Genomic DNA, 15,373 nt, shown 5'->3' with positions numbered 1-15,373 from the left:
AATAGCCAAGGGAATTAATGTGACGATTGCCGCTGCCATTCAAATGGCCTCGGGGACCAACCTGAGTGCCAATCTTCAGGAAGCCGGACGCCTGATCACCCAGGCCGCGCAGGCAGATGCCCGCCTGGTGGTCCTGCCGGAAAACTTCGCCCTCATGGGGATGTCCGAGCATGACAAGGTCGGTGTGCGGGAAGCGCCGGGACAGGGCCCTATCCAGGACTTCCTTGCGGAACAGGCCCGGCGTCACGGGGTCTGGCTGGTCGGGGGTACGGTGCCCATGGCATGCGCGGACCCGGGCAAGGTCCATGCGGCCTGTCTGGTCTACGATGACCAGGGCCGGATGGTGGGTCGTTACGACAAGATCCATCTGTTTGATGTGCACCTGCCGGACAACGATGAACACTACGAGGAATCCGAGACCATTGAGGCCGGTAATCAGGTGGTGGTGGTGGAGACCCCCTTCGGTGTGATGGGGCTGTCGGTCTGCTATGACCTGCGGTTCCCGGAACTGTACCGGGGACTGCTGGACCGGGGCGCGGAAATCGTGGTGCTGCCGGCGGCCTTCACCGCCGTGACCGGCCGCGCCCATTGGGAGGCTCTGGTACGGGCTCGGGCCATTGAGAACCAGGTCTATGTGGTGGCGGCCGCCCAAGGCGGCTATCACGTGAACGGTCGCGAGACCCACGGGGACAGCATGGTGGTGGACCCCTGGGGCAACGTGCTGGATCGTCTGCCGCGGGGCTCCGGTGTGGTTACCGGGACGCTGGACCGGGAGCGGCAGCAGTCCATCCGCCGCAGTTTCCCGTCCATCTACCATCGCCGGCTGTCCTGCAGCCTGGGTTGAACCGGTGGGTGATGCGGCGGCACAGATCCCTTGCCTTTTGAGGGCTTGAAATGATGCCGCCGCGGCCCAAAACTGACATCAAAGCCCCTTGCACCACGCACCCTGTCTGATCCGCACAGTCACCGACCAAAGGCCCTGTTCATGACCCACGCCCTGGATACCGCCCATCTGCATCTGCTGGAACCCGCCGGCCTGACCGAGGCCGATCTGGACCGGGTGCTCGGAACCCTGTGTGGCCCCGGGCTGGATGGGGGCGATCTGTATTTTCAGGTCTCTCGCCACGAGTCCTGGATGCTGGAAGACGGCATCGTCAAGGATGCCGGCTACAACATCGAGCAGGGGGTGGGGGTGCGTGCCCTCTCCGGCGACAAGACCGGCTTTGCCTATTCCGACGAAATCTTGCTGCCATCCCTGATGGAGGCGGCGCGGGCGGCGCGGGCCATCGGTCGGGATCATCGGGACGGCACGGTGCCGGTACGTCGTCGCGAGGCGGGGCACCGGCTGTATCTGCCGGTGGATCCGCTGGGGACCCTGGATGAAAATGCCAAGATCGATCTGCTGCAGCGTCTGGACGCGGAAGCCCGGCGTCAGGACCCTCGGGTGAGCCAGGTGATCGTCAGCCTGGCCGGTGTCCATGAGCTGGTGCTGGTGATGCATACCGACGGCACGGTGGCGGCGGATGTGCGGCCCCTGGTGCGCCTGAACGTGCATGTGATCGTGGAGGACGGCGGCCGCCGGGAGCAGGGTTCCAGCGGCGGCGGCGGGCGCAGCGGCTATGAATTCTTCCTGGATCAGGAGCGGGGTCTGGGCTATGCCCGGGAGGCGGTGCGTCAGGCCCTGGTGAACCTGGAGGCGGACGAGGCACCGGCGGGGACCATGACCGTGGTGCTGGGGTCCGGCTGGCCCGGTGTGCTGCTCCACGAGGCGGTGGGCCACGGCCTGGAAGGCGACTTTAACCGCAAGGGCACCTCGGCCTTCAGTGGCCGGATGGGGCAGAAGGTGGCGGCGCCCGGGGTGACGGTGGTGGATGACGGCACCCTGGCCGGGCGACGTGGTTCACTGAACGTGGATGATGAAGGCATCCCCACCCAGTCCACGGTGCTGATCGAAGACGGCATCCTCAAGGGCTACCTGCAGGATCGACTCAACGCGGGTCTGATGGGCCTGGCGCCCACGGGCAACGGTCGCCGCGAGTCCTATGCCCATCTGCCCATGCCCCGCATGACCAATACCTACATGCTGGCGGGGGCCCATGATCCGGGCGAGATCATCGCCTCGGTGGACAAGGGACTCTATGCGGTGAACTTCGGCGGCGGCCAGGTGGACATCACCTCCGGCAAGTTCGTCTTCTCCGCCTCCGAGGCCTATCTCATTGAGGGCGGCAAGGTGACCCGGCCGGTACGGGGCGCCACCTTGATCGGCAACGGCCCCGAGGTCATGAGCCGGATTTCCATGGTGGGCAATGACCTGGCCCTGGATAGCGGCGTGGGCACCTGCGGCAAGGAAGGTCAGAGCGTCCCGGTGGGGGTCGGGCAGCCGACCCTGCGGGTGGACGGCCTGACGGTGGGCGGCACCAGTCACTGACCGTCGTGGGGTGGGGCGTCCACCGTCTGCATCGTTTCGGACACCAGGCGGAACAGGGCCCGGGATGCGCCGGGACGTTGCGAACGGGCATCGGTCGCCAGCGCGGTCAGCCGCTTGCGGTTCACCCGGGGGTACTCATCGCAGAAGGTGGCCAGTGCCGTCTCTCCCTCGGTCACCAGGCGGTCCCGCCACTGCTCCATCCGGTGGAACTGTCGGGCCTGGGCGCGCCGCGCCGCCTCCCGGGCCTCGATGGCTGCCTGGATGGGGGCGGTGTCCACCTGGCGCATCAGCTTGCCGATATACTGGCGCTGGCGTCGCAGGGCCTCCTTGCGCAGGTCGCGGCAGTGGCGGATGGCCTCCAGCAGGCGTTCCGGCAGATCCAGGGCCTTGAGGTCCGCCTCGGAAAGCGCCAGCAGGGCCTCGCCCAGGTCCTTGGCGGCCTGAGCCTCCCGCTTGCGGGCGCCGCGGCTGGGGCGGTCGAATTCATCAAATTCATCATCGGTCGTCATGGGGCATAGTGTATCCCGAAGACGCCCTTCAACGAGCATCACCCACACGCATTACCAAGGAGATCTCATGTCCGCACCCCAGACCCCGGTTCTTGATGCGCAGGCGCTGGAACACCTCGTCGGGCAGGTCCTGGACGAAGCCCGTCGCGCCGGGGCCACGGCCGCCGAGGTGGCCGTCAGCCACGATACCGGCCTGTCGGTCAATGTTCGCCTGGGTGAGGTGGAGACCCTGGAGTTTCACCGCGACCAGGGCGTGGGCGTCACCGTCTACATCGGTCGGCGCAAGGGTTCCGCCAGCAGCTCCGACCTGCGCGCCCAGTCCCTGCGGGAGGTGGCGGAGGCCGCCTGCCGGATCGCCCGCTATACCGCCGAAGACCCCTTTGCCGGCCTGGCCGATGCCCAGCTCATGGCCCGGGACTATCCCGCCCTGGACCTGGATCACCCCTGGGACCTGGAGGCCGATGCCGCCATCGAGATCGCCCGTCGTTGCGAGGCCGCGGCCCGCGCCGAGGATGCCCGGATCGTCAATTCGGAAGGCGGCAGCGTGAATACCTTTCGCGGCACCGCCGTCTACGGCAACACCCATGGTTTTGTCGGTGGCTATGCCGCCACCCGGCATTCCCTGAGCTGTTCCGTGCTGGCGGGGGACGGCGGCAGCATGGAGCGGGACTACTGGTATACCGTGGCCCGGGAGGCCGGCGGCCTTGATACCCCCGAGTCCGTGGGTATCGAGGCGGCCCACCGGGCGGTACGTCGTCTCAACGCCCGCCGTCTTTCCACCCGCCGCTATCCCGTACTCTACGCCCCGGATGTGGCCCGTTCCATGCTGGGGCACTTCGTCGCCGCCATCCGCGGCAGTGCCCTGTATCGCAAGTCCTCCTTCCTGGTGGACCGGCTGGGGGAACAGATTTTCCCCGAGTTCGTGCACATCCACGAGCAACCCCATATCCCCCGCGCCCTGGGCAGTGCCCCCTTCGACAGCGAGGGGGTGGCCACCCGGGCCCGGGATCTGGTCCGTGACGGCCGTCTGGAGTCCTATGCCCTGGACAGCTACTCGGCACGCAAACTGGGCATGCAGACCACGGGCAACGCAGGCGGTTTGCGCAACCTCACCATTGATCCGGGCACTCAGGATGCCCAGGCCCTGCTGCGGGAGATGGGCACGGGGCTGCTGGTAACCGAGCTGATCGGCCACGGCATCAACATGGTCAACGGCGACTATTCAAGGGGCGCCGCCGGGTTCTGGGTGGAAAACGGCGAGATCCTGTATCCGGTTTCGGAGATCACCGTGGCGGGCAATCTCAAGGACATGTTCATGAACCTGGTGGCTGTGGGGGCGGATGTGGACCAGCGGGCCAATATCCGTACCGGTTCCCTGCTGATCGACGGGCTCACCATCGCCGGCGACTGATCAAAAACCGACCGGTTCCACGACAAGTCCACCCGCCGCCCTGTTACCATTAAGCCCTTCTTCCCTTGTGGGAGAGAGGGGGAGGGGCCGGTAGGGTTGCCGGGTTATTATCTCCATTTCGGGATCATCCGGCTGGGGGAGCCATCGCATGCGCAAGACCAGGGACAGCATCATCTGGATGAGCGTCTTCCTGCTCGCGGTCCTGGCGGCCGCGTTGCTGCTGTCCGGCCCCCTGCTGGCGGCCTTCCTGGCCAACCCGGCCTTCAACGGCATGATCCTGTTCGTGCTGCTGGTGGGCCTGGTGGTGAACTACCGGCAGGTGCTGATCCTTAATCCCGAGGTGCGCTGGATCGAGGCCTTCCGCGGCAGCGATCTCCCGGAGGCCGCCCAGCTCCCTCGCACCCGCCTGCTGGGGGCCATGGCCCGCCTGCTCACCGGGCGTCGCGGCGATCAGTTCACCCTGTCCACCATTTCCATGCGCACCCTGCTGGACGGGATTCGCATGCGCCTGGATGAATCCCGCGACCTGTCCCGTTATTTCATCGGCCTGCTGGTCTTTCTGGGGCTTTTGGGGACCTTCTGGGGCCTGCTGGATACCCTGCGGGGCGTGGGGGCGGTGATCTCGGATCTGGGCATCGGCGGCGAGGACATGAACGCGGCCTTTGCCGCCTTGCAAAGCGGGCTGGAAAAACCCCTCTCGGGACTGGGGACCGCCTTCAGCTCCTCCCTGTTCGGGCTGGCCGGCGCCCTGGTCCTGGGCTTCGTGGATCTGCAGGCGGGTCACGCCCAGAACCGCTTCTACAATGAACTGGAGGAATGGCTCTCGGGGCTCACCCGCCTGTCCACCGGCGCCCTGGTGTCGGAGGGGGAGGGCACGGTCCCGGCCTATATCCAGGCCTTGCTGGAACAGACCTCCGACAGTCTCGACAAGCTCCAGCGCCTGATGGCCCGGGGGGAAGAAGAGCGACGGCTCACGGATCAGCGTCTGATCGCCCTCACGCAGGAGGTGGCCGAGGTGGCCCAACTGGTCCGCGGCGAGCAGAAGGCCATGCTCGGGCTGGCCCGCACCCAGTCGGAACTGCAAGGGGTGCTGGAGCGACTGGCCGAGGCCACCGGCGCCCGCTCCGACAGCGAGCAGGAGATGGGCCGGCACCTGTCCCGGGTGGCCGATACCCTGGCGGAGTTGCGGGTGCAGCTGAGCGAGGACCGGGGCCAGTTCATCAGCGTGCTGCGCGACGAGGTTCGTCTGATGACCCGCACCGCGGCGCGCTTGGGTGAAGGGGGGCGGGAGCGGGAATGACGGGCCGTTCAGCGACGCCATCCGGAACCCACTGATCACCCATGCTGCCCTCCAGCCGCCGCCGCAGTCGTGCCTCCCTGGACATCTGGCCCGGGTTCGTGGACGTGCTGGCCACCGTGGTGCTGGTCTTCGTCTTCCTGCTCATGCTGTTCGTGGTGTCCCAGTTCTTTCTCTCCGGTGTGCTGTTCCAGCGGGATCAGACCGTGGAGACCCTGCATCATCGTATCGGCGAGTTGTCCCGAACCCTGGCCCTGAAGGAGGTGGACAACGTGCGCCTGGAAGGGCGCGTCCAGGCCCTCACCGCCACCTTGCAGACCACCTTCGAGGAACGAGAGGCGGCCCTGCAGGCGCAGGATGCCGACCGCCGCATGCTGATGCAGATTCAGGCGGATCTGACCCGGGAACGGGTCCTGGGGACGGAGACCCAGGCGGATCTGGAACAATTGCAGTGGCAGCTGGAGCAGGTGCAGTTGCAGTTGACCGCCCTCAATCAGGCCCTGGAGGCCCGGGAGGCGGTGATCACCGCCCAGCGGTTGCAGGTCGAGAATCTGGGTGAGCGTCTGAACATCGCCCTGGCGGACCGGGTGCAGGAGCTGGCCCGGTATCGTTCGGAGTTTTTCGGTCGGTTGCGGGAGTCCCTGGCGGATGTGGAGGATATCCAGATCGTCGGCGACCGTTTCCGCTTCCAGTCGGAGTTGTTCTTTGCCTCGGGTTCCGCCGATCTGGAGGTGGAAGGGCAGGCACGGCTGGACCGGGTGGCGGTGCTGGTGCGGGAGATCGAACAGCGCATCCCCGCAGATATCGACTGGGTGCTGATGGTGGAGGGACACACGGACCGGCGGCCCATCCGTACCGAGCAGTTTCCGTCCAACTGGCAGCTCTCCACCGCCCGGGCGCAGCGGATCGTGGACTATCTGATCGATCGCGGGGTGGCACCCCGGCGCTTGGCGGCGGCGGGGTATGGGGAATTTCACCCCCTGGATCCGGCGGATACGCCGGCGGCACTGGCGCGCAACCGGCGCATCGAGATGCGCCTGACCAGCGCCCCGGAGCAGTGACCCGATGGCGCGGGCCGGCGGGTTTCAGAGACCGAAGACCCGGTCTTCCAGCCCCCATTTGCCGGCCAGGGTTTCCGCCGCATTGAGTATCTCTTCCGCTCGCGAGGGGTGATTGAAGGCCCCCCGGGCGATCCACGCCAGGGCCGTGTCCCGGTCCGGGGCCAGAGACAGCAGGTGGATCAGTTCACCGGCCTGTGCGCCCAGGATCTCCCCCCCCAGCAAGGCGCCGGTATCCATGTCCGCGATCAAACGCACGAACCCTTCGGTGTCATCCTGGCCCAGGGCACAGGGGGAGGTCTCGAAGGCGGCAAAACCCACTGCCGGTTCGTGTCCGGCCTCTTCCGCCATGGCCTCGTCCATCCCCAGGCGCGCCAGCTCCAGGGCGCTGTAGACCACCATGGGCACCTGCAGGGGGTCCAGATGCCGCGCCTGCCCGCCCCGGATGTGGCCGATGACGGCGGTGGCCTCGGCCAGGGCGTGGTTGGCGGTCATCCATTGGCAGGCCACATCGCCGATGGCGTAGATGTGGGGGACATCGGTCTGCAGCAGGTCATTGCGGCGGATGAACCCCTGTGGATCGGTGCGGACCCCCGCCCGCTCCAACGCCAGTCCCCCGGTATGGGGGCGGCGTCCCGTCCCCAGGCAGACCCAGTCCACGGCGAGGGTCTCGCCCCCTGTCAGGTGCAGACGGACGTCGTCTTCGGCCGCCGTGACGGCCTCGAATCCGATCCCGCTACGCAGGTGCAGCCCTTGCCGTGCCAGGGCCTGGGTCAGGGCATCCCGGGCCGGCCGGCTCAGGGGCAGGCGACGCAGCATGGGGGAACGGGCCAGCCAGGTGACCTGCCTGCCCAGTTGGCTGAAGATATAGGCAAACTCAGTGGCCACCACGCCGCTGCCGATCACCGCCACCCGCGCCCCCGCCGGCGGGGGCGCATCGAACAGCATGTCCGTGGTGAGGATCTTGCCGGGGATGGCCTCGAACGGGGTCGGTACCGCCGGGTGCCCCCCGGTGGCAATGATGATATGGCGAGCCCGGATCCGGTGGCTTGGCCCATCGGGGGTGTCCACAGACAGGTGCCGGTCGTCCAGAAAGCGGGCGTGGCCGTTGAGCCGGGTGACCTTCAGGTGGCGCAGGTAGTCCAGGTAGCGGGCCTGGATGCCCTCGACCACCCGGCGCTGATGCTGCCAGGCCCGGTCCAGGTCCGCCCGCAGCCGTCCATCAAGGCCGCGCCCGGCAAAGTGTGCCTGGGCCGCCATCAGTCGGGCGGTGTGATACCAGTCTTTCTTCGGCACGCAGCCCCGATTCAGGCAGCAGCCGCCCCAGTCCGATTTTTCGATGATGACGACGGACAGGCCCCGCAAGGCCCCCAGCACGGCAGCCCGGTAGCCGCCGGGGCCGGAGCCGATGACCGCCAGATCATGGTCCGGCAGCGGGTCAGCGGTCACCATGCCATTCCACCGACTGAATGGTCAGGACCAGCCGCTCGCCGTCCTCCATCTGTTCCAGGCGGACCGGCAGGTAGTTGAGGCGGGGCGCGAACCAGGTACTGACGGTGGTGTCCCGCTCTTCGTTGTAACGGGTGACCGGAATGGCCTCCACCGCGCCCATGGGGGTGTCGATGGTTTCAGGCTCACCCACCGTGAACTCGTAGGTGCGGATACGGTTACGTTCCACGATGGTCTCGGTGAACCGGCGCTGGCCGCTCCAGACATCGTGGATCATGGAGAGCTGCAGGGCGAAGCGGTCGATGGCCCGCTCCGGGATGTCCAGCTCGAAAGCCTGGCCATTATGCGTACCGCCGGCCTTGAGGGCCTCCCAGTCGAATCGGATCTCGGTGCGCCGGTCCCGGCTGGCGCCGGTATGGCTGTAGAGATATTCCTCGCTGCGTAACCCGGCGGGCGTCAGTCGCAGGATGCTCTGTTCGATGATCTCGTCATTGCGCACCCAGGACAGCATGCCGGTGGGCCGGACCCTTGCCCGGTAGCGCAGACGCTCCCCCTCCCGGGTCAGCGTGATCCGGGCCACCACCGACAGACCCATCTTCTGCGCCCGGTATTCCGCAGTATAGGAGGGTGGGACAAAGGGCAGGGTCTGGGCCTGGGCTGCCGGTATGCCCACGCCCAGCAGGAGGGTCGCCAGTACCGCGCCGACCACCGCCCGGCGCGGTGACCACCAGGGTAGGGTGTCAGTGCGTATCCGCGAGGACGGCCGGGCCGGATAATTGAAGGGGAGCCTGCAGAGGTTGTTCATCGAGCCATACCTGTCCATTTCGGAGTGTCAGTCGACCCTGGCAGAACCACTGAACCACCTGTGGATAGGCCCGGTGTTCCTGTTGCTGTACCCGCGCCGCCAGGGTCTGTGGGGTGTCATCGATCAGCACGGGCACCCGTGCCTGCAGGATGACGGGCCCGCCGTCCAACTCCGTGTTGACGAAGTGGATGCTGCAGCCATGCTGTTGGACACCCGCCTCCAGGGCGCGTTCATGGGTATGTAGGCCACGGAAGTCCGGTAACAGGGAGGGGTGGATATTGATCAGGTGACCATCGTAGTGCTCCACGAAGGCCGGGGTGAGCACGCGCATGAAGCCGGCGAGTACCACCAGCTCAGGTTGGTGCCGGTCGATGGCTGCCATCAGTGCCTGGTCGAAGCCGCTCCGATCGGAGAAATCCCGGTGATTGATCACCTGGGCCGGGATGCCGGCGCGGCGGGCCCGGTCCAGCCCCGTCACTTCGGGTTGGTTGCTGATCACCGCGCGGATCTCGCCGTGGACGCGGCCGTCCGCGACGGCGTCGATGAGCGCCTGCAGGTTGGTGCCGGAGCCGGAGATGAGTACGACGATGCCGGGTAACGGACTCTGACGCATCAGCGGCCCAACTCCACGCGGGCTTCGCCGTCCGCCGCCTCGATGCCACCCAGGCGCCAGCTCTTGATGCCGGCCTCTGCCATCAGGGCTTCGGTGGCGGCCACGGTTTCCTCGGGCAGCACCAGGACCATGCCCACGCCGCAGTTGAAGGTGCGCAGCATCTCCCGCGCCTCGATGCCGCCGGCCTGCTGCAGCCACTGGAACACCGGGGGCAAGGGCCAGGCCCGGGGATCAACCCGTGCCACGGTGCCGGCGGGCATTACCCGGGGTAGGTTTTCCAGAATACCGCCGCCGGTGATGTGGGCCAGGGCATGGACGGGCTGTTGCCGCAGCAGCTGGAGCAGGGGTTTGACGTAGATGCGGGTGGGTGCCATCAGGGCCTCCCCCAGGGTAACTTCGCCGCAGGGGCTGTCCAGGTCCGCGCCGGTGATCTCCAGCAGGCGGCGGATCAGGGAATAACCGTTGGAGTGGGGGCCGGAGGAGGCCAGGCCCAGCAGCACATCACCCGGGCGGACCTGGCTGCCGTCGATGATGCGGGCCTTTTCCACGATACCCACGGCAAAGCCGGCCAGGTCGTATTCACCTTGTGCGTACATGCCGGGCATCTCCGCAGTCTCGCCTCCCACCAGGGCGCAGCCGCTCTCGGCACAGCCGTCGGCGATGCCCTTGACCACGTCCGCGGCGGTGTCCACATCCAGGCTGCCGGTGGCGTAGTAATCCAGGAAGAACAGGGGTTCCGCACCCTGGACGATGATGTCGTTCACGCACATGCCCACCAGATCGATACCGATGGTGTCGTGGCGACCCAGTTGCTGGGCCAGCTTGAGCTTGGTGCCCACGCCGTCGGTGCCGGAGACCAGGACCGGTTCCTTGTAATCCGCAATGGGCAGCTCGAACAGGGCACCGAAGCTGCCCAGGCCCGTCATGACACCGGGGCGCCGGGTGCGTTGGGCATGGGGCTTGATGCGTTCCACCAGGGCGTTGCCTGCGTCGATGTCCACGCCGGCATCGCGATAGCTGATGCCCTGGGTGGGGGGAGTGTTTTTCTGGACCATGGAAAACTCTGACCTTGCGTGGGAGGGTGCAATGAACTGATTGTGGGCCGGGTTGCCATGGGAGGCAACCGCCGGATAGCTTGTACCCAGCGGAATTTTCGGCCCGGAGGGCGGCGATGTTACCAAGGGTGGACGGGGCAAGCCATCTTCGCGGGTCCGGTCAAGGTGCGAAAACCTTGGCCGACGGACTTGGCACGGGGCTTTTGTGCTATTTTAACGGGTCCGACGCCCGCAGCCCTAGTCCCGAGCCTATGAGAACCCTGGTTTCGCTTCGCTTGCTTGCTACGCTGTTCCTGCTGTCGGCTTTGCCGGCTGTCCCCTTGGTCGGGTCCGCGGACACCGGCCCCTCACTCGGGGAAGCCGAGGTGAGTGTGGACACTCGAGACCGTCCGGAGCGCATGGAGGGCTTCAACCGGGCCCTGGCCCAGGTCGTCGTTCGGCTGACGGGGCGTCGCGACATGCTGGATGATTCCCGGATCGTCTCCCTGCTGGAACAAGCCCCTCGCCATGTCCAGCAATACCGGTATCTCGACGGTCCCGATGAAGCAACCAGTCTGCTCTGGGTGCGTTTCGATGTCAGTGCGGTGGAACAGCACCTGCTGGATGCGGGCTTGCCGGTCTGGTCCGGGGATCGACCCGCCCTGCTGGTGTGGTTGGGTGTTCAGGATCGTCAGGAGCGCCGGCTGGTTTCGGCCACCGATGATCACCCGGCCAGATCCGCCCTGGAGCATACCGCCCGGGAACGGGGGCTGCCGCTGTTGTTCCCACTCATGGATCTGGAAGACCAGGGGCGTGTGACCCTGGCCGATGTGATGGGGGGGTTCCATGAGCCTGTGATGGACGCGTCCCGTCGTTATGGGCCCGGCGGTGTGCTGGTGGCTCGGGTGCAGCCTTCCGGCGGTCGCTGGCTGGCGCGGATACAGTTGTCTGTCGGCGATGAATCCGTACAGTGGCAGGGCGACGGTGAGACTCAGGAGGCCGCGATGGCCCAGGCCATGCATCAGGCGGCGGATTATCTGGGGAAGCGTCTGGCCGTTGCCGGACTGCAGACGGATCGGGGCGGGATCATGGTCAGCGTCAGTGGCGTGAGTTCCCTGGCGGACTATCTCCGGGTCGTCAATTATCTGGGCGACATGGCAGCGGTGTCCCGTCTGCGGCCCCATGGTTTGATGTCGGACCGGGCGCTGTTTCTGTTACAGGTGCGGGGAGGGGCGCGTGATCTGGAACGGGCCGCCTTGCTGGGTTCCACGCTGGTGCCTGAGTCCTCGGGTACGGCGGTGGACGGCATTGAAACCGTTGGGTTCAGGTTGCTGCGGTGAATTTACGTCAGCTGCCCAACGTCATCACCCTGCTGCGCATTGCCCTGACGGGACCCATCATCTGGGCCCTGGCCACCCATCAGTACGTATTGGTGTTGTGGCTGTTGCTCATTGCCGGTCTGTCGGATGGCCTGGATGGCTGGCTGGTCCGTCGCTACGGGTGGTACACCCGATTGGGGGGCTACCTGGATCCACTGGCGGACAAGATTCTGATGATGGGCACCTATTTCACCGTGGCCTGGACCGGGTTGCTCCCCTGGTGGCTGGTCGCCTTGGTGGTGGCGCGGGATGCCGTCATCGTGCTGGGCGCGATGGCTTTCCGAGCGGTGACCCGCAGTCTGGAAATGCAGCCGCTTTTCATCAGTAAGGCCAACACCTTTTTTCAGATCGTGCTGGTGCTGTCGGTGATCATCAATGCCGGTGTTCTGGCGCTGCCCGCTTGGTATCTGGATGGGCTGCTGATGCTGGTGTTGTTCACCACCGTGAGCAGCGGTCTGGCCTATGTCTTTACCTGGGGACGCAAGGCTTACCTGCACTGGCGTTCCGCTGCATGAGCCGGGATCGCTCTGCCCCGGTGCCGAGGGGTTCATGGCCCGTCAGCTGACCCTGGATGTCACCCTGCGTGACGGTACGGATTTCGAGACCTTTCATCCGGGGGGGCAAGCCCTGGTCCCGGAGGCGGTCAGGGGGCTGGCCCACGGCAAGGGTGAACGTCAGCTTTATCTGTTCGGTGAATCCGGTGCGGGCAAGACCCATCTGTTGCATGCGGCCTGTCACGAGGTAGCGGAGTGGGGCGGGCGCGTGGCCTATCTGCCGATGGGAATCACGGCGGGGACCGGTTCCGACCTGCTTCAGGGCTGGCAGGGGGTGGATCTGATCGCCCTGGACAACCTGGACGAGATGCCCTGGGAGCCGGATCTGGAGCAGGCGCTGTTCAATCTGATCAACAGCGTGCGTGACTCCGGTGGGCGCCTGCTGATGGCGTCACGCACCGCACCCCAGTCCCTGCCGGTCGCGTTGCCGGATCTGCGTTCACGCCTGTTGTGGGGACCGGTCTTCCAGCTGCGTGTGCTGGCCGATGTACACAAGTGCGAGGCCCTGATGGCTCGGTCCCGGCGGCGAGGCTTCGAGCTGTCCCCGGAGGTTTGTGAGTATCTGCTGCGTCACCACCGCCGGGACCTGCCCTCCCTGATTGCCCTGCTGGACCAACTGGACAGGGAGTCCCTGTCCACCCGGCGCCGGGTGACGGTACGGTTTGTGAAGCATATTCTGGGCGGGGCGTCCTGAACGGAGGTCAGCGCTTTTTCATGGCCTGTGCGAACCCGACGCATCCTGCAAACAGGGCCAGGCTGAGCAGGATCATCAAGACTCCGTAGAGTCGCTGCTCACCGGCGGCGGCCAGCGTGCTGCCGATCAAGACATAGGGCAGGCTCAGCAGGCTCGTCCAGATATGCGTCTGCAGGCGGGCATGGAGCAGCCCGCGCAGGGGCAGCAGCAGCGGCCCCAGCAGCAGTATCAGCAGTATCGCCCGGGGGAATTGTTGCGGCGGGTCTATCCATAGGGTCCAGGCGAAGATCAGACCGAACAGGCCCAGGAGCCCGGCCAGGGCCAGTCGGTGAAACCCTTTTTCCTTCATTCGTTGCCCCCTTGTGCGAGGGCGCGGGCCGTCCGTGCCAAGCGCCGTCCCAGGGCGTGGCACAGAGTCCGTTCATGGTCCGTCAGCGGTTTGTCACCCTGCGGGCCGGCCACATGGCTGGCGCCATAGGGGGTGCCGCCCGACGTGGTTTCGCTCAGGGCCGGCTCCGTGTAAGGGATGCCGGTGATCAGCATGCCGTGGTGGAGCAGAGGAATGCTCATGCTGAGCAGGGTGGATTCCTGGCCGCCGTGCTGGGTGGCGGTGGAGGTGAAGACGCCGGCCGGCTTGCCCACCAGTGCTCCGGCCAGCCACAGACTACTGCTCTGATCCAGAAAATATTTCATGGGGGCGGCCATATTGCCGAAGCGGGTGGGGGAGCCCAGGGCCAGGCCCTGGCATTCCCGCAGGTCTTCCAGGGTAGCGTAGGGAGGACCCTCGGCGGGGATGTCCTCGCCAACGGCTTCGCAGGTGGCGGATACGGGTGGTACGGTGCGCAGGCGGGCTGTACAGTGTTTCACCTCTTCGACGCCGCGGGCTACATGGCGCGCCATGTGGGCGGTAGCGCCGAAACGGCTGTAATACAGCACCAGGATCTCGATGTCGGGCGTCTGGGTCATGAGGGTGCCTCGCAGGTCAGGGATGCAGGGATGGTTTTCACGAAATTACAACAAGTTTGGATTGTAGGTAGTTGTTGCCTTGACGTTTTTGGGGTTCAATGCTAGTGTCATTTTCATGTCCATGCGAGTGTGTTAGCGCATCGTGCCCACCAGATCCCGCCATCGGCCGTTGTTCCGGCACCTGCTGATCGCAGTATACGTGACGATTCTGTTCGCGGGATGTGCCACCATGGCCCCGGTGCAGGAGATGAGCGATGCCCGACAGGCCCTGCGGGCAGCCGAGGAAGTGGGTGCTCCCGTGCGCGTGCCCGAGACCTACGAGCGTTCCCGCCTGTTGCTGGAGCAGGCCGAGGGTAGCCTGTCCGCTGGTGAGTTCCAGGCTGCCCGGCGCAAGGCCAAGGAGGCCAAGGCGTTGGCCATCGAGGCCCGCATCCGGTCCGCGGACTGATTCCGGGGCCTGGCACCCTTTTACCGGTTGGGGCCCTTGTGATTCGCCATGTCTGCTCCCATCGTATAAAATCAATATAAAGGCCCTTGTCGGGTCGCTCTCCGTACACGTCTCAAATGGAGCTCTAGCCGTGAACACAAAAAAGAATATGATCCTGCTCGCCGGTCTGGCTTCGGCGGCTCTGGTGGCGGGCTGCGCCAACGTGTCCGAGGTTCCTGTCGGCACGGCCTACGTGGTCGATGGCAGCGGGGCCTATGCCCGTAGTGCCGCCTCCGGGGAGTGTATCCGCACCGGCTACTGGAGCCGCGAGGCTGCCAATGAAGTCTGTGACCCGGACCTGTTTGCTCGCGCGCCGGCGCCCGCACCCGCCCCGGCGCCCGCCCCGGCTCCGGCGGCTCCCGCGCCCGCCCCGGCGCCTACCCATATGACCTACGAAGTGGTCCGTGGCGATAGCCTCTGGAAGATTTCCGGTCGTAGCTCCGTCTACGGCAATCCTTACCAGTGGCCGCTGATCTATCGAGCCAATGCGGACCAGATCCGCGATGCAGACCTGATCTTCCCCGGTCAGCGCCTTAAGATCGAACTGCGTCCGTCCGCTGCCGATGTGGATGCCGCCGTACACCATGCCCGTACCCGCGGTGCCTGGTCTGTCGGTCCGGTGGAGCGTTCCGACCTGCGTTACCTGGACCAGTACGGTCTGACCCCCAAGCGCTGATATCAGGCGCCGT

Annotated in this window: 17 protein-coding genes; 10 read left to right on the top strand and 7 right to left on the bottom strand. The window is 66.1% G+C overall.

The window, feature by feature from the left end:
• The first annotated feature begins 19 nt into the window (after positions 1-19).
• Together LQ956_RS01620 and tldD are read left to right on the top strand one after the other, a co-directional pair.
• Positions 20-844 carry a carbon-nitrogen hydrolase family protein gene (locus tag LQ956_RS01620; protein ID WP_347402060.1) on the top strand — a complete coding sequence of 275 codons (825 nt, stop codon included), beginning with the start codon at positions 20-22 and terminating at the stop codon, positions 842-844.
• Between the two features lie 141 nt (positions 845-985).
• Positions 986-2,428 (top strand): metalloprotease TldD, encoded by a 1,443-nt coding sequence (gene tldD, locus LQ956_RS01615; RefSeq protein ID WP_238622023.1) that lies wholly within the window; start codon positions 986-988, stop codon positions 2,426-2,428.
• Here tldD and yjgA read toward each other — a convergent pair.
• A complete protein-coding gene (yjgA, locus tag LQ956_RS01610) occupies positions 2,422-2,937 on the bottom strand; it encodes a ribosome biogenesis factor YjgA (RefSeq protein WP_238622022.1) in 516 nt (171 codons plus the stop codon). The genes tldD and yjgA overlap by 7 nt on opposite strands.
• A 67-nt stretch (positions 2,938-3,004) precedes the next feature.
• On the opposite strand from yjgA, the gene pmbA reads away from it, so the two are divergent.
• The 3 genes from pmbA (at position 3,005) to LQ956_RS01595 (ending at position 6,706) form a co-directional block, all read left to right on the top strand.
• On the top strand, positions 3,005-4,348 hold the full coding sequence (pmbA, locus tag LQ956_RS01605; protein WP_238629241.1) for a metalloprotease PmbA: 1,344 nt from the start codon (positions 3,005-3,007) through the stop codon (positions 4,346-4,348).
• 148 nt (positions 4,349-4,496) lie between these two features.
• Positions 4,497-5,648 carry a flagellar motor protein MotA gene (locus LQ956_RS01600; RefSeq protein ID WP_238622020.1) on the top strand — a complete coding sequence of 384 codons (1,152 nt, stop codon included), beginning with the start codon at positions 4,497-4,499 and terminating at the stop codon, positions 5,646-5,648.
• Between the two features lie 41 nt (positions 5,649-5,689).
• On the top strand, positions 5,690-6,706 hold the full coding sequence (locus tag LQ956_RS01595; protein WP_238622019.1) for a peptidoglycan -binding protein: 1,017 nt from the start codon (positions 5,690-5,692) through the stop codon (positions 6,704-6,706).
• Positions 6,707-6,730: 24 nt separating this feature from the next.
• Here the strand turns inward: LQ956_RS01595 and LQ956_RS01590 are convergent, their stop codons facing one another.
• Genes LQ956_RS01590 through purM form a run of 4 tightly spaced genes read right to left on the bottom strand, consistent with a single transcriptional unit; the run spans position 6,731 to position 10,625 of the window.
• Positions 6,731-8,155 (bottom strand): dihydrolipoyl dehydrogenase family protein, encoded by a 1,425-nt coding sequence (locus LQ956_RS01590; RefSeq protein ID WP_238622018.1) that lies wholly within the window; start codon positions 8,153-8,155, stop codon positions 6,731-6,733.
• Entirely contained in the window at positions 8,142-8,957 is an 816-nt protein-coding gene (locus LQ956_RS01585; RefSeq protein ID WP_238622017.1) for a DUF3108 domain-containing protein, read from the bottom strand. Before LQ956_RS01585 ends, LQ956_RS01590 begins: the two co-directional genes overlap by 14 nt.
• On the bottom strand, positions 8,893-9,570 hold the full coding sequence (gene purN, locus LQ956_RS01580) for a phosphoribosylglycinamide formyltransferase (protein WP_238622016.1): 678 nt from the start codon (positions 9,568-9,570) through the stop codon (positions 8,893-8,895). The genes LQ956_RS01585 and purN overlap by 65 nt, the downstream gene beginning before the upstream one ends.
• Complete coding sequence (gene purM, locus LQ956_RS01575) at positions 9,570-10,625, bottom strand: phosphoribosylformylglycinamidine cyclo-ligase (RefSeq protein WP_238622015.1); 1,056 nt, start codon at positions 10,623-10,625, stop codon at positions 9,570-9,572. Before purM ends, purN begins: the two co-directional genes overlap by 1 nt.
• A 116-nt stretch (positions 10,626-10,741) precedes the next feature.
• Between purM and LQ956_RS01570 the strand changes: the two genes are divergently transcribed.
• From LQ956_RS01570 to hda, 3 genes are read left to right on the top strand one after another with little or no spacing between them, the layout of a single operon-like run.
• Positions 10,742-11,944, top strand: a complete 1,203-nt coding sequence (locus LQ956_RS01570) for a DUF2066 domain-containing protein (protein WP_347402207.1) — start codon at positions 10,742-10,744, stop codon at positions 11,942-11,944.
• Positions 11,941-12,498, top strand: coding sequence for a CDP-alcohol phosphatidyltransferase family protein (locus LQ956_RS01565; RefSeq protein WP_238622013.1), 558 nt, complete (start codon positions 11,941-11,943; stop codon positions 12,496-12,498). Before LQ956_RS01570 ends, LQ956_RS01565 begins: the two co-directional genes overlap by 4 nt.
• A gap of 34 nt (positions 12,499-12,532) precedes the next feature.
• Entirely contained in the window at positions 12,533-13,231 is a 699-nt protein-coding gene (gene hda / locus LQ956_RS01560; RefSeq protein ID WP_238622012.1) for a DnaA regulatory inactivator Hda, read from the top strand.
• A gap of 7 nt (positions 13,232-13,238) precedes the next feature.
• Here the strand turns inward: hda and LQ956_RS01555 are convergent, their stop codons facing one another.
• Both LQ956_RS01555 and wrbA read right to left on the bottom strand, forming a co-directional pair.
• Positions 13,239-13,580 (bottom strand): DUF2069 domain-containing protein, encoded by a 342-nt coding sequence (locus LQ956_RS01555; RefSeq protein ID WP_238622011.1) that lies wholly within the window; start codon positions 13,578-13,580, stop codon positions 13,239-13,241.
• Positions 13,577-14,197, bottom strand: coding sequence for an NAD(P)H:quinone oxidoreductase (gene wrbA, locus LQ956_RS01550; protein ID WP_238622010.1), 621 nt, complete (start codon positions 14,195-14,197; stop codon positions 13,577-13,579). The genes LQ956_RS01555 and wrbA overlap by 4 nt, the downstream gene beginning before the upstream one ends.
• A 142-nt stretch (positions 14,198-14,339) precedes the next feature.
• Here wrbA and LQ956_RS01545 point away from each other — a divergent pair, with 142 nt between their 5' ends.
• Both LQ956_RS01545 and LQ956_RS01540 read left to right on the top strand, forming a co-directional pair.
• Positions 14,340-14,645, top strand: coding sequence for a DUF4398 domain-containing protein (locus LQ956_RS01545; RefSeq protein ID WP_238629239.1), 306 nt, complete (start codon positions 14,340-14,342; stop codon positions 14,643-14,645).
• Between the two features lie 130 nt (positions 14,646-14,775).
• On the top strand, positions 14,776-15,360 hold the full coding sequence (locus LQ956_RS01540; protein WP_238623395.1) for a LysM peptidoglycan-binding domain-containing protein: 585 nt from the start codon (positions 14,776-14,778) through the stop codon (positions 15,358-15,360).
• Positions 15,361-15,373: the final 13 nt, after the last annotated feature.

The sequence above is a fragment of the Ectothiorhodospira lacustris genome (genome assembly GCF_022227845.1).
Classification (GTDB): Bacteria; Pseudomonadota; Gammaproteobacteria; order Ectothiorhodospirales; family Ectothiorhodospiraceae; genus Ectothiorhodospira; species Ectothiorhodospira lacustris.
This window is presented reverse-complemented; position numbering and strand designations above follow the sequence as displayed.